Genomic DNA, 16,766 nt, shown 5'->3' with positions numbered 1-16,766 from the left:
TCACTACCTCCACCGATAGGTAAAAAGCTAGTGACAAAACTATCGATATGAAGATCTACAGTTGCGCTGGCAGAAAGCATGGGCGTATCCACTTCCATCACTTGCTGCTCGTCGAAGTACTGCCGGATTCTGGCGAACAGCCGGGCTCTTTCTTGCAGTGTCGAGATTGAGGCAGAGGGCTTCCAGTTGTCGGATGACATGTAAGTCATACTCCATTTGCCAAATGAGTCACATGTTAGCCCTCAGAGGGACGCAATCAATTAAAGCGGCGGACGATGCTAAAGCCCTCCAGCCAAAGGCTGGAGGTAACGGTCAATTACTTCACACGACCCACATACTCACCAGTTCGGGTATCGATTTTCAGAACTTCACCTTCAGTGATAAACAAAGGCACCTTCACGGAAGCGCCAGTACTTAGCTTGGCTGGCTTGGAGCCGCCCTGGGCAGTATCACCTTTCAGGCCCGGATCGGTTTCAATGACTTCCAGCTCTACGAAATTAGGTGCGCTCACAGAAAGAGGAGATCCGTTGTAAAGGGTTACGGAGTATACTTCCTGCTCCTTGAGCCAATCGAGAGTATCCCCCACGGCTTCCTTGCTGGCAGCGTGCTGCTCGAAAGAACCGTCAGTCATCATGAAGTGCCAGAATTCACCGTCGGTGTAGAGGTACTCCATGTCATAGTCCATCACGTCTGCCGCTTCGATGCTTTCACCAGACTTGAAGGTACGCTCCCAGACACGGTTGCTCATCAGGTTGCGGAACTTGACGCGGTTAAAGGCCTGACCTTTACCCGGTTTTACAAACTCGTTTTCAATGATGACGCAGGGATCACCTTCCAGCATCACTTTGAGACCTGAACGAAATTCGTTGGTACTATAACTAGCCATCGGACACTACCAGCAAAATGAAAACCCCTATGATAACCCGTTACGAGGACGGTGTGCATACTGACAAGCTATCAACCCGTTTTATGCTTCCTGAAGAGCAACCAGACAACTGGAAAAAAGTGCTGGCTGATTCAGTCACCGACCCTGAAGTATTGCTCAACATTCTGAATCTTCCAGACACTTTGTTGCCGGGGGCCATCAAAAGCGACAAGTCTTTTCGTATGCGGATTCCACGTCCTTTTATAGATCGGATGACCCGGGGTGACCAGTACGATCCGCTGCTCAGACAGGTTCTGCCTCTGGGTGAAGAGTGTGAGGAAGTCAGTGGGTTCAGTCTCGACCCTCTGGCAGAACAGTCTCAGAACCCGACCGAGGGCATTATTCATAAATATCAGGGAAGACTGCTTCTGATTATCAGCGGAGCCTGTGCCATAAACTGCCGCTTCTGCTTTCGGCGACATTTCCCTTATGAGGACAACCGGCTGGGCGGAGACAACTGGATGCAGGCGATAGAATACATTCGCACTCAGAACAGTATTCATGAGGTCATATTGAGTGGCGGAGATCCACTGGCTACCACGGATAGTCGCCTTGCTCGTATGGTAGAGGCACTGTCCGATATACCCCATGTGAAAACGCTTCGAATTCATACCCGACTGCCTATTGTTATTCCCCAGAGAGTCACCAAAGAAATGCTTCATTGGTTTTGTAGCGGAAGGCTGAAACCCGTTATGGTGATTCACTGCAACCACGCCAATGAGATCGATGAACAGGTTGAACGAGCGCTGCAAAAGCTGAGACAAGCGGGTGCAATAGTATTGAACCAGACGGTGCTGCTTAAAGGCATCAATGATGACTCCGGATCACTGGCCGATCTGAGTCACACCCTGTTCAATGCCGGAGTTCTACCCTATTACCTGCATCTTCTGGACCGGGTTCAGGGTGCCGCCCACTTTGACGTAACGGAAGAAAGAGCCAAAGTGCTCGTTAACGAGCTGATGCAGAAATGTCCGGGTTACCTGGTCCCCAGGCTGGTCAAAGAAGTAGCAGGAGAAGCCAGCAAAACCCCCATACCGGTTAATTAGCCTGTCTGTCACGCTGGATTCTTTAAGCCCGTGATCTTAATATAAGAAATGGTCCTAAAGGATTTTTAACAGGCAGACAATCAGGATGATTTCATGGACGCGCAGAACGAAAGGATTCCGCTGCAGCTCCCGTCTCAGAGCCTGAACACTTTATCGTTCAGCCAGACCGATGTGCACGGAGTTCATCAATGGCTCAGTGAGCTGCCTAAAATTGATAGATCTTTGTCGTTTAAATCAATAGGGCAGGCACTGGAAGAGCTGGCTCGCCTCAAAGTACAGCCTTCTCTTCAGTGGTCTCTGGTTGAGCAATTCAGACCCGTCGTTTATTTTCTGGTTCATCAGAGTCAGAATCAGGTTCTGAAAGATATCATCACTTTTAACGATGCTCAGCAGGTAGAATACGATAATTGTCTGAAACTGCTGCTCAGACTGCTGAGAGTCTACAAAGTGATTGTGCGCAGCAGCCAGAACCAGGAGGATGCTTCCAGCCCTCTGGGCGCCGCATTGCATCGCTCACTGACTGAAAGTGCCTCCATTCTGCTCTTTACCTGTGAGTATTATCGACCTGCTCCCGAGCGGGTGTGGCTGGAAATGCACACCCTGTACTTTACTGCCCGCACACAAAATCTGGACACTTTCAGCCTAGAGGATGCCATCACTACCAAGGCCAGAAAACTGTCTCTTTCAGATCTGTATAAGCGTGCATTGCTACTCAGTCGTTCCCGATCCAACCAGCTGAGACCTCAGGAAATCCGACAGATTTTCAAGGCCCTCTGTCTCTGGGCACCGCACAGCAAACTCGAGCCGGTTGAAAACAGCCGGTCGCACTTTGTGGTCAATCTGGATTCCGATGAAGGGCTGCTCTACAGCTCTCTATTGGAAGGAGAAAAAAATGATCACCTTATGGCTCTGGATTCCAGGCTGCTGACCGCGCACCTCAAAAAGCTGAGCGAATCGGTCTCGGAAGAAAAACCCGGAGCTCTGACAAAACGGGTCATTGATCATCTGGCAGCTGCATGGAGCCTTCCCGGGCAACGAAAACACCAACGTCAGACAAGCTCAGACAGCTGTGAAATCTGCTTTGGCTTCAGCGCTGTTCATTATTTCCTGCACGGCCAGCAGTCGTTTGATGAAATGGTTTCCAGACATATAGCCCATAACCAATCCGGTATGAGTAGCTTCTCTTCCAATGACAGTAGTGATGCCTGGTCCGAAGCCCATGACACCCATACGGATGAAGATACAAAGATGTCCACGAGCACTTCATCCATTCAATTTACCCGCTCAGGCAATCAGGGCTCTCTCTATCCCGTCTATGATTGCTCGATCATCAATACCTGCGCAGGGGGTTACTGCCTGAGCACCAGTGGTGATCTTGAACGCCAACTGCGAACCGGGGAGCTTCTGGCCGTCAGGGAAACCGGCCAGAAAAACTGGTTACTGGCCGCAGTCCGTTGGGTTCAGGTGAATAATCAAAAAGATCTGCTCATAGGTTTGGAACTTCTGTCTGCCTCAACAAAACCCTGTGCGCTTACGCCTCTGAAAAAAAACATGGACACCAGTCACTATCAGAGAGCTTTCCTTCTACCGGTCATGCCAGCCGTGAATGATATGCCCACCCTGATAACGCCCAGGGTCTCATTCAAAAGTGGACTGAAATTCACTCTGCTTCAGGGAGACAAAATCCGAAAAGGTCAACTGCTGGAATGCATCTCCAGTTCACCAGGCTATAGACAGTTCAAATTTCGGCTGCTGGAAGATCAGTACTGATCGCTTCTATACTTTTTTCGATTCAACCCTGAAGATCGAAGCAGGGGCAATAAAGTGTTCAGCAACCATTCTTTGCAATATGTACTACCATTCACCTTCCTTCTGACAGGCTGTAGCACCACTCAGGAGGTCATGGATTCCTGGCACGGCCACCACGTAGAAGAAGCCATCAGTAACTGGGGAGCCCCCAGTTCCATGCTGGAACTGAAGAATGGTAATAAAGTTTATAGCTGGGTCTCTAACTGGGGCTCAGCCTACCTGATGAGCACTTGTCGACAGTCGTTTACTACTTCTTCCAACGGCGTCATTCAAAACTGGCGATACACGGGCTGCCCTTACTGGCAATCGATATCGATGGATAAAATTAAAAAGATGTCGTCTGAGTGACACTTCCACCGTCGCCAGAACGCAGGAGGCGCCATGGTTAGCACTTAACGATGTTCAAAACTGATACCAGAACAAATCACTCGATATTCTGAATCTGCTCCCGCATCTGCTCAATCAACACCTTAAGATTAACGGCACTTTGTGTCAGACCTGCGTTGATGGATTTTGAGGACAGCGTATTGGCTTCCCGGTTGAGTTCCTGCATCAGGAAGTCAAGTCGGCGCCCGATAGCTCCTTTCTTGCCCAGGGTGTGTTTAACTTCAGAAACATGGGTCGACAAACGATCCAGCTCTTCATCAACGTCCATTTTCTGAGCCAGAAACACTAATTCCTGTTCCAGTCGATCCGGGTCCAGTTCAGCCTTGGCTTCTTTCAGACGATCCATGATTTTTTGTCTTTGGGACTCCAGCAAATCAGGGAGAACAGAACGCACGCTCTCTACTTCTTCGGTCACGCCTTGCAGCCTTAAACGGATGAACTTCTCCAACTCGCCCCCTTCTCTGCGACGGAAATCCGACAGCTGTATCAGAGCCTCTTCAAAGGCTTTGATAACCGCCGCATGAACCGGAGCCATATTGGTCTCTTCATTGTCCATAATGCCGGGCCATTGCAAGACCTCCAGAGGATTTACGCCGGAAGCATTGATGAAGTAGGTTTCAACTTTGTTGACCACTGACTGCAGAGCTTCCAGGGCCGATTCATTGACGTTCATCTGCTGCTGAACTTCTGCCAGTTGCAGCTTTAATGAACATTCGACCTTACCCCTGTGCAGATGCTTTCTCAATGCTTCTCGCAATGCAGGTTCTACTTCCCTGACAGCTTCTGGCAGACGAAAATGAGGCTCCAGGTAGCGATGATTGACTGAACGAATTTCCCACACCAGACTGCCCCAGCCCTCCTGGACCTGAGTGCGGGCAAATGCCGTCATACTGGAAGTCATAAGTATCCCTGCTAAAAGAACCGTCAGCCACATCGGCTGAGCATAAATTACTGCACTGAAAAGCAACCGCCCCGAGTGCCGCCTTTGAAGATGTCGGAATCCTGATCAACCCGGATCAGGAAGCAGAACGGGAACCACCCAATCTTTTTCAGAGCGAAAGTTTGTGGTCCGGTGTTGCAGGATACATCAACAGCAAGCAGTATCAAGCCTCGATCAACTTCCGGCCATTAATGGTTATTTTATGGCAAACATAGAGCCCAACGTCGGCGTTGGTTATAATTCCGCTTTTAATATTCCCGGCGGTAGAAGGTAAGACAATGCGGCGTCCTAGTGGAAGAACTGCGGATCAGTTACGCAACATCAAAATCACTCGTGAGTACACCATGCACGCTGAAGGATCAGTGCTGGTTGAGTTTGGCAACACCAAAGTGATCTGCACAGCGTCTGTCGACAGGTCAGTCCCCCGATTTCTGAAAGGTTCCGGACAAGGCTGGGTGACCGCCGAATACGGTATGCTGCCCCGATCAACCACAGATCGCATGGGCCGCGAAGCCGCCAGAGGCAAGCAGGGTGGCCGCACCCTGGAAATTCAGCGTCTCATTGGCCGCTCACTGCGTGCTGCTGTTGACCTGAAAAAACTGGGCGAGAATTCCATCACCATCGACTGTGATGTTATCCAGGCAGACGGTGGTACCCGTACAGCCTCTATTACCGGTGCCTGCGTGGCTCTTGTTGATGCGATCCGCCATATGCAAAGGAAAAAGATCATCAAGAATGATCCATTCCTTCAGTTGATTGCTTCTGTTTCTGTAGGTATTTACAAAGGCAGCCCGGTTCTTGATCTGGATTATCCGGAAGACTCCAACGCTGAAACCGATATGAACGTTGTCATGACAGAAGAGGGTGGTTTCATTGAAATTCAGGGTACCGCTGAAGCAGCACCGTTCAGTCAAAACGAGATGACAGCCATGTTAGCTCTGGCTAAAGCAGGCATTAATGACCTGATTAACCTGCAGAAAGAGGCTCTGGCAGAATAAACCGCTTGATCCAGACCGCCTGCCGGTCTGGCATAACCCGATGGGACGAAAGGATATTGATAACCGACAGCCTGGCAGCTATCTGTTAAATGCGAGACAGTCTGCGAGAATGCAAAAATCCTGTCGAATCACAAAAGAGCACATCGAAAGGGCAAGACCTTTTGATGTGAACCGGAATGATTTCCCAAGCCCTGCGACTGACATCTGCCCTTTCATGAGTGAAGACACAAAAAACGCACTTATTTTCTTGATCTATCCTTCCTCTCTGTAAACCAGAAGGCAAAGATAGAACTATTAAACACTTACTCTTTTTGGCACTGCTGTTACTGACGTTGTCTGCCATCTGCCAGGCTAAACCCTTGACAAAACACTTTGTTATCGAGCTTGAACGGAATGCAGATTTTTCAAACCAGAACTTTTTGATAAAGCTTGACCGACGAACATTGTCAGGCAACCCGTCTGAGATTGCCGACACAAACGGCTATACAGAACCCGATTCACAGACTGATAACAAACGACACAAACCTGACAGTTACTGGATAAAAAAAACCTCCCAGTGCCCAACCCCTTATTCATGGCTGCTTCTGGAAGCGGTTATCACTGTCGGCTGGCTTTTAAAAAACTATTGGAACCCCGACTCATCGCTGTTTAACCCAATTGAAGGACAGGAGACGGGTCAAAATCCCCCGTTTGCGATCACCACTATGATGCCTGGCACTGAACAGGACCAACCACAATATCAGTCATCACAATCACCGGGCCAGAATACCTCACAGGCCACTACTCATATTACATGCTATTACAGCGGCCTACTGTATTCTGACACTGGCGGCGGTAATGAAGACCCTGGACAATCCCTCCATACTTTGGGTTTAAATTGTTTTGTCTATCCCTGTGACGACGTTTGTCGATTCCGACAATCTTCCGACCCATCCAATAGTGTAAACGGAGTCGCCTCAAACTCAATGGTTTCAGAGGCAGCTGATACAACTCCCCCTGTCGGACAGGCAACCTGCAACGTGATCCTGATGGGAGATGATGGCCAGCTGCGGCAATGCGGGAAGGTCTTCAAGAATGAAAGAGTACTTATTTCTCACAAAAGCAAATACCACACCGGGCAAAAAACCTGCGACTTAACTTTAGTCGGTGAGGATGGTCAGCTTGGGCCATGCGGAATGGTCTGCCAGAATGCTAAAGCCCTGTCGAACCACAAAACCCAATATCACACCACGCAAAAAATCTGTGGCGTAAGAGTCGTCGGAGAACTTGGCCAGCTTCGGCCATGCGGAACGGTCTGCCAGAATGCACAAGTCCTGTCGAATCACAAAAGATACGCCCACACCAGGCAACAAATCTGTGGTGCAACCGTTACCGGGGAAGATGGCCAGCAGCGACTGTGCGGGAAGATCTACAAGCATAAGCTAGCCCTGTCGTATCACAAAACCAAATACCACACCGGGCAAAAAACCTGTGACGTAATACTAGTCAGCGAGGATGGCCCGTCAAGGCCGTGCGGAATGGTCTGCCAGAATGCTAAAGCTCTGTCGAATCACAAAAGAACCCACACCAGACAAAAAACCTGTAACCTGACAGTAATCGGGGAGGATCGCCAGCCACGGCCATGCGGATGGATCGGTCAGAATGCTAAAGCCCTTTCGAATCACAAAAGAATTCATCGAAAACGCAAGCCTGTTGATGCGAACCAGGATAATGACCTCATCCCTTGAACTGATACCCGCCCTTTGATGAGAAAGTCAAAAAAACACACTTATTTTCTTGATCTATCCTTCCTCTCTGTAGATCAGGAGGCAAGGATAGAATTATTAAACACCCACTCTTTGCGACACTGCTGTTACTGTCATTGTCAGGCAACCCGTCTGACATTATCGACACAAACTGCTATTAAGAAGGTACAGATCAGCTCTCCAGTTCCCAGTCAAAATCGATGATGACCGGCGCGTGGCTGGAGAAAGCCTGGTTTTTGTAGATGCCGCCATTCAGGACACTGTGACGCATCCCGGCCGTAATGATCTGATAATCAATACGCATGCCCAGATTATCGTGACGCAGAAACTCATCCTGCCACCAGCTGTATTTGCCAGACTCACGATCCACTTCACGATAAGCATCAAAGAAGCCCATATCACCCAGCAGACCTTCCATCCAGCCACGTTCAGCAGGCTGAAAACCGGAAACTTCTTCAGAATCGCGCCAGTTGGCCACATCAATCTTGCGATGAGCAATGTTCCAGGTACCCGCCATAATGAATTCACGGCGCTTGCGACGCTGTTTGTTCAGATGATGGGAGTAATTGTCCAGAAAGCGATACTTGAAGTTCTGGCTGGCAGCATCATGACCTTCAGGCACATGCATGCTGGCAATACTGATCTTGTCAAAGTCAGCCTGAATATAACGCCCTGTTTCGTCCGCCTCGGAAAAACCAAGCCCGCTGATAATAGCTTTGGGCGCCTGACGTGTATAAATGGCTACACCGCCACAATCTTTCCTGTCATAACCACCGTGTGCATAACAGAAATATCCATTGAGCTGATACTGGTCTTCTTCCATTGCAAACTCATCTTCTCGAATGTCCTGCAAACAGATGACATCGGCATCCTGGTCCATCAACCAGCCAAGCAGACCTTTTTCACGCGCGTTTTTTATGCCTTCGCAATTAAAGCTGATAACTCTCATTATTGACTACACCTTACCTGAACCAGACCTGGCCCGGCATAAAGCAAACTACCTGATTGAACTGTCGACCTGAGTCAACAGTCATTAAAACAGGCTTAATCCTGCATCTGCCTCAGGCCAATGAGGGTGTTGCAAAAGCAGCGACAAAGCTGAGACAGGGAAAAAAGTGGCAAAAAGCGAAGTTTACAAGGAGTAAATGAGCATTTTGAATCACCTTTTAACGCAGTATCAGTCAGGCACAGCACCTTTGCGACGGCCTCCAATGACTTGGGAATCGACTCATAACCTGAATAGTCACAGGTCTCTCTCCATAACCAGAGCATTGCTTCCCGGATCCGGGACCAGCCTTATACAGCCCTGATTAAACCCTGGAAATGACTTAATAGTTAAAAGTGCTGCATTTCCAAGGTAAAAGTTCAACTACACAGAGTACAGGAAAAGAGGGAATTTTAACTGAAGAATGATACAGGGTTGTCGCCGATATGTTTATCCGCATAAATGCTGCAACAGCTTCTCAAAATATCAGAGCAGTGCACTGTCGTCAGGCATCAAAACATCACTTTGGCTTTTTTTCATTTAAAGACACTACTTTCGAGAATAGCTGCACCCATGGATAGTTGGCAAAGGTATTTTCAAAATTGAGGGTTCCCATACAGTTTACTGACCTTCTTACTCAAGGCTAAACACAGAATTACAAACTCACTGTCGTAAGAATAGCGTTCAGCATTTCCGATCCATTTTATGGGGTTTTATAAAAGCCTCCTACAGGTTGACGGTTCGTCCTGCTGCAAGCGGCGCCAGTGACCCAAACTTTATTTGACCGGAATCATGTAAATCGCTTCAGAGCCTGCATGAGAAGAATTTTCGCGGTAAAATAAAGCTACCTTTTTTCGAATAAGCACTTGATAGATCATGCTCGATTATCAGAGAGAATTTCTAGACTTCGCCCTGCAAGAACAGGTGATTCGCTTCGGTGAGTTTACCCTCAAATCTGGCAGAAAATCGCCCTACTTCTTTAATGCCGGCCTTTTCAACACTGGCGAAGCCATCAGCAAAATGGGGCAGTTCTATGCTCACGCCCTGGTCAATTCTGGTATTGAGTACGATATTCTTTTTGGTCCGGCCTACAAGGGCATCCCTCTGGCCACTACCACTGCAGTTGCATTATCTGAGCATCACGACCTCAATACGCCCCTGTGTTTCAACCGCAAGGAAGTTAAAGAACACGGCGAGGGAGGCAATATCGTCGGAGCCCCCCTTGAAGGTCGTGTCATTATTGTGGATGACGTGATCACAGCAGGTACTGCTGTTCGTGAAGTTATGGAAATTATTGATCAGAGCCCTGCCAGTCCGGCGGGAGTCATGGTTGCTCTGGACCGTCAGGAAAAAGGCAAGGGCGAACTGTCAGCCATCCAGGAAGTTGAGAGAGATTTTTCCATCCCTGTGGTCAGCATTGTCACACTGAATGACCTTTTGTCGTATGCCGAAGAGAATAAAGATATAAAGATGTATGCCCCTGCCATCAGGGAATACAGGGAACGTTACGGAGTCTCATAACAATCTCTGGCATCAGTAATAAGCGGCTCTCTTCGATCATGTCGGCCTGTTTCGCTGCTCTGACAGTCTCTTGCGCCAGTCTAAACGCAGACGGCTGTCAAAGCAGCAAGGGCGATCACTGAGTCGCCCACTGACACATCGTGCTTATCTGAAGACGACGGTTGCAAGCACTTCCCATTGTGCGAGCCACTGCTCAGTTGGCTTCCGTTTGAACTCACTGCGCACGTACTGACAAATACGTCCTTCAGCAATGGAGAGCAACATATTAGCCATAGCACCCGGAGTAGCTTGAGGTCTCAGCCCCTCACTTAATTCAGCACCTCTCAGGACCTGCTTGATCTGGGTTTCCAACCGGTCAAACAGTTTGAAGACTCTCTGTCTAAGGCGATCAGGCTCTCCAGCCAGAGCATCGCCTGTGAGAATACGAGTCAAACCAGGGTTTTTCTCACAGAAACCCAGCAGAAGTTGCAGCATCATGCCGCAGCGCCGCAAAGCCTGCTGCTCTTCTTCCATTATCAAATTAACCCTTGAGAACAGAGTATCTTCTATGAACTCTATCAGTCCTTCAAACATCTTGGCCTTGCTGGGAAAGTGGCGGTAAAGCGCTGCTTCAGACACCCCCACTTCTCTGGCCAGAGACGAGGTAGTAATCCTCTCCCCGGGGGCATTTTCCAGCATATGAGCCAGTGCCTGCAGAATTTGATCCTTTCGGGAAAACTTTCTGGTTTTATCCATTACTTCTCGACACACTCTTACTATGTCCGTGAAAAATGTCCGTGAAAAATTTTCAGCCTCCAAACAGCCTTGAGCCGAAAATGCCGCTGACCTCTGACTGTAAAGATCACTGTCTCTTTTCTCAGAGGCTGTTCACGCATGACCGCCAGTAATCAGGGTACCCACACCCTGATCGGTCAGAAGTTCCAGTAGCAGGGCATGGGGAACTCTTCCATCAATGATATGAGCCCGGTTTACCCCATTACTGACTGCACTCAGGGCACACTGGATTTTTGGCAGCATACCGCCATAAATCGTGCCATCAGCAATCAGCTTCTCAACTTGCACGGAATCCAGTCCGGTCAACAATTCACCTTCTTTACTGAGTAGCCCCGGAGTATTGGTCAGCAATAACAACTTTTCCGCATTCAGAGCTTCTGCAAGACGACCCGCTACCAGATCGGCATTGATATTATAAGACAGACCCGAATCATCACCACCGATAGGTGCAACTACAGGAATGAAGTCCGAGTTCTGTAGCATCTCAACAATACCGGTATCGATGGACTCCACTTCACCCACATGGCCAATATCTATGATTTCCGGTGCAGACATTTCCGGTGTCTTATGAGTCACTTGCAGACGACGTGCCCGGATGAAGCGACCATCCTTACCTGTGACACCCACTGCACGACCACCGTTGTTATTTATCAGCGTGACTATTTCCTTGTTGACCAAACCACCGAGCACCATCTGGACAACATCCATGGTACTGGAGTCTGTCACTCTCATTCCCTGCACGAAGCGGGTTTCCAGATTCAGGCGTTTCAGCATGGACCCAATTTGAGGGCCGCCCCCATGAACAACAACAGGATTGATGCCCACAGCTTTCAGCATGACGACACCCTGGGCGAAGGCATTTTTAAGCTCTTCACTCTCCATAGCGTTGCCACCGTACTTGATGACTATGGTTTTACCTGCAAAACGCTGTAAATAAGGCAGAGCCTCTGTGAGCACCCGGGCCCGATCATGCAATGGCAGTTGGGTTGCTTTATCCATCAATACTCCTCACAAAACACAATCAGCCGAAAAAATACCAGAGCAAAAGTTCGACTCTTTATGACACTTCCGGCTCAGGCACTGGCTCGCATTGCCGACACTGATTTATCGAGTTCCAGAATGACCAAAGCCACCGACACCGCGATCAGTTTCATCAAAGCTGTTAACAATATCCAGTTTGGCCTGAACCACCGGCACTAGCACCAGCTGAGCAATGCGCTCACCGGGCTCGATGGTGAAAGTCGAACGACTCCGGTTCCAACAGGAAACCATCAGCTGCCCCTGATAATCAGAGTCAATCAAGCCCACCAGATTACCCAGGACAATACCGTGCTTATGTCCCAGCCCGGAACGAGGCAGGATCATGGCAGCCAGAGTAGCGTCTTCAATATGAATGGCCATACCGGTAGGCAGCAGCTCGGTCTCACCCGGCTCCAGTGTTAATGGCTTTTCCAGCATAGCTCTGAGATCAATCCCTGCAGAGCCGTCCGTCGCGTAGGCTGGCAAAGGGAATTCAGAGCCCAGTCGTGTATCAAGAATTCGGGTTTTCAGTGCTTTCATTGGTCACCTGACGTGTTTTCGTGTTCGCTTTTCCATTTACCAAAACGACGCGCGACAATTTTCAGAATCTTTCTGGACAGAACGGTCTTGGAAGCTCTTGGTATGGGCTCTTCAAAATCTTCACCCAGAATGGTCACTTCATTATTGTCACTACTGAAACCTATTTCATCATCTGACACGTCGTTGGCAACAATCAGGTTCAGTTTCTTGCGACGCAGTTTATCTATTGCATAACCCAGAACATTTCGGGTTTCTGCCGCAAACCCGATAACAAAAGGAGGTTCTTCCAGATCGGCCACCGATGCAACGATATCCGGATTCTTGACCAACCTGATCTCCAGCGTTTCAGAAGGATCGTCAGGGTTCTTCTTGATCTTGTCTTTCTCGATTTCAACAGGACGATAATCACAGACCGCTGCACAGCCAATAAAGATATCAACCCCTTCGATGTTATCCAGAACAACCTGTTGCATATCTCTGGCACTGATGACATCAATGCGCTCAACCCGGTCGGGTGTTTCCAGGGCAACCGGGCCACTGACCAGTTTGACCGATGCACCGGCTTCCACGGCTGCGGCCGCCAGAGAGTATGCCATTTTTCCAGAGCTGTAGTTGGAAATAAACCGCACAGGGTCCAGAGCTTCCCGGGTAGGTCCGGCGGTAATCAGAACATTCAGGCCACTCAATACATCATGTTCAAACATTTCAGCGGTATGCCGGGCAATCAGTTCGGGGTCCAGCATTCGGCCCGGACCAATATCACCACAGGCCTGACTGCCATCGTCAGGCCCGAAGATGCTAACGCTGCGCTCTTTTAACAGTTCTATATTCTGCTGTGTGCTCTGGTCACGCCACATGCCCTGATTCATGGCAGGTGCCAGACAGATAGGCGCACTGGTTGCCAGACACAGTGTAGTCAGCAGGTCATCGGCCTGACCGCTTGTGAGTCGGGCAATGAAGTCGGCTGTGGCCGGAGCCACCAGCACTACGTCAGCCCAGCGGGCCAGTTCAATATGACCCATTCCGGCTTCAGCCCTGGCATCCAGCAGATCCAGGTGGACCGGATTGAGGGAAAGGGCCTGAAGCGTCAGAGGCGTGATGAATTCACAGGCAGCTTTGGTCATGACCACCCGGACATCCGCATCCCATTTGCGAAGCATGCGAATCAGCTCAGCACTCTTATAGGCAGCAATGCCACCTGTTACACCGAGCAAGATCCGTTTATTTCTTAAACGTTGCATAGTAGGCCTATGTTCGATAAATAAAGGGGATTTCTCAATTCCTTTAAACCTTTGGGTCTATTTTCGGGCTATTTTAATTTATAAGGCAGGCATTAGATAGATGACCTTGATCAGTCATTGTCTGCCAGATTCTTCTGGACTCATCTTTAGACTTTGAAGGCATCCATTTTGCGTAAACTTCATTGATCATTTTTGTGTTCTTGTGGCCAAGCTGAGTCGCCAGCGGTAACTTTCAGGCCTGTTTGAAGCAGACATGTTTTTTACCGGAAGTGACTCCTTGGTTATCGAACTATGCGATCAAGCTGACCATCTTCCCTCTGTCGCCTAACGACGACCAGGTAGACAGCACCAGTCAGTTTCTCAAGTGGACCCATGAGAACCATGACCCGCTTATGCTTTGCTGCCAGTGGAAAAAAACGTTTGGGAGCTGAAGCCTTGGGCGACAACAGAATCAATTCCAGAACATTAAAGGTATGCCCTATCCGAAGTAGCATAAGATTCTGCATTTATGAAATTTGATCTGGACGAACATGACACTGGCCACTATAAGTAGTGCACAAATCTGAAAGTAGCACTTAATAATAAATTCAGAGACTGTGAAGTAGATGCATTCCTTAAGAAATTTTTTAATGCTTGTTCTCTTGATTCAAATCAAAATGGTGTAGCTGTTTATGCGCTTGTTTATTTTTTTAGTTTTCAACTTAAGTTTAACAATCAGTACAGGATACGCTGACGTATGTCCAATTTGTCTGCATGAAATTAACAGTAGTCAGCAAAGTACCAGCCTTTGCTGCGGACATGATTTTCATAAGGATTGTATAGATACATTACGATCAACTCATCAGGATCTATTATGCCCGGTTTGTAGGCGGCGAGCACGAATACATCATGGTGCAAGTTCAGCAGATCATAAAACTTGTATTGAGCAAGAACCTCTGTCACAGGCACTTACCAGACCAGAGTCTCAGGCATCAATGATTGTTGCACTACAAAGGGGTCCGGCAAGTCCGAAATTTTTAGTTTTTGCAGCTCCATTCGTAAAATCACAAGAACATTACCCAGCAAGAGACGATATCAGCAGAGAATTATACCAAAAATTATCTACTTTGTTTTTTCAGCGTTTATCAGAGTTAAGCGAAGACGATCATTCGAAATTTGAAAAAGGTCTTGAAGAGCTCACGGATTTTCTAAATGAGCCAACAGAGACTCAGATTGAGCCAAAGACGGAAACACAATAACAGCTGGTTTTATTGAGAGTATGCTGCCTGATTAAGTCGAGCCGCCAAAGGTGGTGTCGGGTGAGCGTCAGCGAGTCCGAGACAATGCTGTTATTATGTTGCATTCGCTCTGAGTTAAAAGCGATGTGCTTAGAGACGTACACTGGCAGAGTGTTACTGGAATTCTTAGATAAACATGTAAATGGGAACCCGTTTTTTTACATGAAATTGGGCTGGATGAAGGATGAGCCCAGATCTTTTTGGGGACAGAAATTTAATAACCCTGCTCACTTGCACGGAAGACTGACCAGACTCGATTCAGCGGCACCGAAGACATCTGCTGGAATTTTTTGTTATGCATTCTTTCAATACTGTTTTCTTTACTAACAAATCATAGAAACTTATTCCACATAAGAAGCTCTAAGTATTTATATGGAAATCACTATGGATAGTTTGATTATGAAAAGTTTGTTTTTTTTGTTCATCACTTTTATTACGATAAACTCTGCATTAGCCCAAAATGATATGGTTTTAGTTATTTCTGATACTAGTTATGCATCTTTACTTGAAAAAGAACTAGAGGTTTACAAAAATGACCTTGAATCAGAAGGTTGGAATGTTAATTTTCTTTTTAAAGATAAAAAATATTATTCATATAGTGAATTCCATAAAGAATTAGTCTTACAACATTCAATGCAAAAAATGAAAGGTGTAGTCTTAATTGGCAATTTCCCATATGAAGATGATCATTTAATTAGTTGTAGTGAGTGCACTTTTGCTAATTCATTTTTTTTCTCGATAAAACCAGATTTTTGGGTGAGCCGTATCGATCCTAGCCTGGTAACAAATCTAGATAACGTAGCGCTGCTTAAGAATTACTTTAAGCGGAACCATGAATATCGAAAAAGCAACTATTATTGGAATAACCATATCAATGCAATATCATCAATTGAGTCTTACCATGATACAATTAATTACTATATACATGCTTTATATTCTTTGGGAAGTTATTTACCCAATGTTGTTTATAGTACGGATGATTTTTGGAAAGCTGTGAATGAATCTAACGCAACCATAACTGAAATTAACGTTCATGGTAATAGGGATTTAATTTCTGTAAATAATCAGATTATTAAAGCTGAAGAAATCCTTTACAACTCCCATTCTAAAAGCAGATTTATTGATCTTTATTCTTGTTACGGCGGATTTCCAGATAAGAACAATATTGCCTCTGCATTCCTTTTTTCCCCATTTAGTAGAGTGTTAGCTGTTTCAGCAAGATCTGATCTTGCAAGCATAAATAGCCAAGTACATGCACATTATGTGAACTCAATGAATGTGGTCATAGGTGAAAGTTTCATAAAAAATTATTCTTGGGCAAACCATGCTCTTCCGTACTACAACGGTAGAATTTTATTAGGTGACGGAACTTTAAAGTTGAAAAAATAATTATTTTATGGCGCTGAATGCATAACCGCAGAACTGACCGGCAGCGGCTGTCCCCGTCAAGTGGGATCTTGCGGGCGAGTGAGCCAATGACCACAAAGCCCTCTGGTTTCAGAGATACGGTAACGGAAATGGCTCGTTCCCATACTTTTAGGCCCTGTGGGTCCAAGTG

At 47.4% G+C, this 16,766-nt stretch carries 17 protein-coding genes (1 of these 17 running past the window's edge); 8 read left to right on the top strand and 9 right to left on the bottom strand.

What is annotated here, in order from left to right; all coding sequences use genetic code 11:
- Together epmA and efp are read right to left on the bottom strand one after the other, a co-directional pair.
- Nucleotides 1-209 carry the start of an EF-P lysine aminoacylase EpmA gene (epmA, locus tag ACOJUO_RS07995; RefSeq protein WP_422139470.1) on the bottom strand. 790 nt of this gene lie to the left of the window's left edge, so 209 of the gene's 999 nt are visible here — the first part of the coding sequence; the start codon lies at nucleotides 207-209; its stop codon lies off the left edge, out of view.
- A gap of 107 nt (nucleotides 210-316) precedes the next feature.
- A complete protein-coding gene (efp, locus tag ACOJUO_RS07990) occupies nucleotides 317-886 on the bottom strand; it encodes an elongation factor P (RefSeq protein WP_252177617.1) in 570 nt (189 codons plus the stop codon).
- A 29-nt stretch (nucleotides 887-915) separates the two neighbouring features.
- Here efp and epmB point away from each other — a divergent pair, with 29 nt between their 5' ends.
- From epmB to ACOJUO_RS07975, 3 genes are all read left to right on the top strand, one after another.
- Nucleotides 916-1,971: an EF-P beta-lysylation protein EpmB gene (epmB, locus tag ACOJUO_RS07985; RefSeq protein WP_422139469.1), complete on the top strand. Its 1,056-nt coding sequence runs from the start codon at nucleotides 916-918 to the stop codon at nucleotides 1,969-1,971.
- Nucleotides 1,972-2,064: 93 nt separating this feature from the next.
- Nucleotides 2,065-3,741, top strand: coding sequence for a hypothetical protein (locus tag ACOJUO_RS07980; protein WP_422136213.1), 1,677 nt, complete (start codon nucleotides 2,065-2,067; stop codon nucleotides 3,739-3,741).
- A gap of 132 nt (nucleotides 3,742-3,873) precedes the next feature.
- Nucleotides 3,874-4,128, top strand: coding sequence for a hypothetical protein (locus ACOJUO_RS07975; protein WP_422139468.1), 255 nt, complete (start codon nucleotides 3,874-3,876; stop codon nucleotides 4,126-4,128).
- Nucleotides 4,129-4,204: 76 nt separating this feature from the next.
- Here the strand turns inward: ACOJUO_RS07975 and ACOJUO_RS07970 are convergent, their stop codons facing one another.
- Nucleotides 4,205-5,068, bottom strand: coding sequence for a YicC/YloC family endoribonuclease (locus ACOJUO_RS07970; RefSeq protein ID WP_422139467.1), 864 nt, complete (start codon nucleotides 5,066-5,068; stop codon nucleotides 4,205-4,207).
- A 317-nt stretch (nucleotides 5,069-5,385) separates the two neighbouring features.
- Here ACOJUO_RS07970 and rph point away from each other — a divergent pair, with 317 nt between their 5' ends.
- Nucleotides 5,386-6,105, top strand: a complete 720-nt coding sequence (gene rph / locus ACOJUO_RS07965; protein ID WP_422136205.1) for a ribonuclease PH — start codon at nucleotides 5,386-5,388, stop codon at nucleotides 6,103-6,105.
- Between the two features lie 359 nt (nucleotides 6,106-6,464).
- Nucleotides 6,465-7,832 carry a hypothetical protein gene (locus tag ACOJUO_RS07960; RefSeq protein WP_422139466.1) on the top strand — a complete coding sequence of 456 codons (1,368 nt, stop codon included), beginning with the start codon at nucleotides 6,465-6,467 and terminating at the stop codon, nucleotides 7,830-7,832.
- 190 nt (nucleotides 7,833-8,022) lie between these two features.
- Here the strand turns inward: ACOJUO_RS07960 and ACOJUO_RS07955 are convergent, their stop codons facing one another.
- A complete protein-coding gene (locus tag ACOJUO_RS07955) occupies nucleotides 8,023-8,799 on the bottom strand; it encodes an exodeoxyribonuclease III (protein ID WP_422136203.1) in 777 nt (258 codons plus the stop codon).
- A gap of 912 nt (nucleotides 8,800-9,711) precedes the next feature.
- Between ACOJUO_RS07955 and pyrE the strand changes: the two genes are divergently transcribed.
- The gene (gene pyrE, locus ACOJUO_RS07950; protein ID WP_422139465.1) at nucleotides 9,712-10,356 is read left to right on the top strand and encodes an orotate phosphoribosyltransferase; all 645 of its coding nucleotides are present in this window, start codon (nucleotides 9,712-9,714) and stop codon (nucleotides 10,354-10,356) included.
- Nucleotides 10,357-10,500: 144 nt separating this feature from the next.
- Here pyrE and slmA read toward each other — a convergent pair whose 3' ends face one another.
- From slmA to ACOJUO_RS07925, 5 genes are all read right to left on the bottom strand, one after another.
- On the bottom strand, nucleotides 10,501-11,091 hold the full coding sequence (slmA, locus tag ACOJUO_RS07945) for a nucleoid occlusion factor SlmA (RefSeq protein WP_422136201.1): 591 nt from the start codon (nucleotides 11,089-11,091) through the stop codon (nucleotides 10,501-10,503).
- 132 nt (nucleotides 11,092-11,223) lie between these two features.
- Nucleotides 11,224-12,129, bottom strand: a complete 906-nt coding sequence (gene argB / locus ACOJUO_RS07940) for an acetylglutamate kinase (RefSeq protein WP_422139464.1) — start codon at nucleotides 12,127-12,129, stop codon at nucleotides 11,224-11,226.
- Between the two features lie 105 nt (nucleotides 12,130-12,234).
- Nucleotides 12,235-12,690, bottom strand: coding sequence for a dUTP diphosphatase (gene dut / locus ACOJUO_RS07935; protein ID WP_422139463.1), 456 nt, complete (start codon nucleotides 12,688-12,690; stop codon nucleotides 12,235-12,237).
- Entirely contained in the window at nucleotides 12,687-13,931 is a 1,245-nt protein-coding gene (coaBC, locus tag ACOJUO_RS07930) for a bifunctional phosphopantothenoylcysteine decarboxylase/phosphopantothenate--cysteine ligase CoaBC (RefSeq protein ID WP_422139462.1), read from the bottom strand. Before coaBC ends, dut begins: the two co-directional genes overlap by 4 nt.
- 281 nt (nucleotides 13,932-14,212) lie before the next feature.
- Nucleotides 14,213-14,425, bottom strand: coding sequence for a hypothetical protein (locus ACOJUO_RS07925; RefSeq protein WP_422139461.1), 213 nt, complete (start codon nucleotides 14,423-14,425; stop codon nucleotides 14,213-14,215).
- A 177-nt stretch (nucleotides 14,426-14,602) separates the two neighbouring features.
- Between ACOJUO_RS07925 and ACOJUO_RS07920 the strand changes: the two genes are divergently transcribed.
- Nucleotides 14,603-15,169: an RING finger protein gene (locus tag ACOJUO_RS07920; RefSeq protein WP_422139460.1), complete on the top strand. Its 567-nt coding sequence runs from the start codon at nucleotides 14,603-14,605 to the stop codon at nucleotides 15,167-15,169.
- A 423-nt stretch (nucleotides 15,170-15,592) separates the two neighbouring features.
- Entirely contained in the window at nucleotides 15,593-16,597 is a 1,005-nt protein-coding gene (locus ACOJUO_RS07915; RefSeq protein ID WP_422139459.1) for a hypothetical protein, read from the top strand.
- The last annotated feature ends 169 nt before the right edge of the window (nucleotides 16,598-16,766 follow it).

The organism is Endozoicomonas sp. ALC020 (genome assembly GCF_049275935.1).
Classification (GTDB): Bacteria; Pseudomonadota; Gammaproteobacteria; order Pseudomonadales; family Endozoicomonadaceae; genus Endozoicomonas_A.
Note: the sequence above shows the minus strand (reverse complement) of the source record. Positions and strands in the feature narration are given on the sequence as shown.

Excerpts from the sequence above, each read along its gene's own strand:
- argB (WP_422139464.1), bottom strand. The coding sequence starts at position 12,129 with ATGGATAAAGCAACCCAACTGCCATTGCATGATCGGGCCCGGGTGCTC.
- coaBC (WP_422139462.1), bottom strand. The coding sequence starts at position 13,931 with ATGCAACGTTTAAGAAATAAACGGATCTTGCTCGGTGTAACAGGTGGC.
- dut (WP_422139463.1), bottom strand. The coding sequence starts at position 12,690 with ATGAAAGCACTGAAAACCCGAATTCTTGATACACGACTGGGCTCTGAA.
- efp (WP_252177617.1), bottom strand. The coding sequence starts at position 886 with ATGGCTAGTTATAGTACCAACGAATTTCGTTCAGGTCTCAAAGTGATG.
- ACOJUO_RS07925 (WP_422139461.1), bottom strand. The coding sequence starts at position 14,425 with ATGCTACTTCGGATAGGGCATACCTTTAATGTTCTGGAATTGATTCTG.
- ACOJUO_RS07970 (WP_422139467.1), bottom strand. The coding sequence starts at position 5,068 with ATGACTTCCAGTATGACGGCATTTGCCCGCACTCAGGTCCAGGAGGGC.
- ACOJUO_RS07975 (WP_422139468.1), top strand. The coding sequence starts at position 3,874 with ATGGATTCCTGGCACGGCCACCACGTAGAAGAAGCCATCAGTAACTGG.
- ACOJUO_RS07920 (WP_422139460.1), top strand. The coding sequence starts at position 14,603 with ATGCGCTTGTTTATTTTTTTAGTTTTCAACTTAAGTTTAACAATCAGT.
- ACOJUO_RS07955 (WP_422136203.1), bottom strand. The coding sequence starts at position 8,799 with ATGAGAGTTATCAGCTTTAATTGCGAAGGCATAAAAAACGCGCGTGAA.
- ACOJUO_RS07915 (WP_422139459.1), top strand. The coding sequence starts at position 15,593 with ATGGATAGTTTGATTATGAAAAGTTTGTTTTTTTTGTTCATCACTTTT.
- slmA (WP_422136201.1), bottom strand. The coding sequence starts at position 11,091 with ATGGATAAAACCAGAAAGTTTTCCCGAAAGGATCAAATTCTGCAGGCA.
- rph (WP_422136205.1), top strand. The coding sequence starts at position 5,386 with ATGCGGCGTCCTAGTGGAAGAACTGCGGATCAGTTACGCAACATCAAA.
- ACOJUO_RS07980 (WP_422136213.1), top strand. The coding sequence starts at position 2,065 with ATGGACGCGCAGAACGAAAGGATTCCGCTGCAGCTCCCGTCTCAGAGC.
- epmB (WP_422139469.1), top strand. The coding sequence starts at position 916 with ATGATAACCCGTTACGAGGACGGTGTGCATACTGACAAGCTATCAACC.
- pyrE (WP_422139465.1), top strand. The coding sequence starts at position 9,712 with ATGCTCGATTATCAGAGAGAATTTCTAGACTTCGCCCTGCAAGAACAG.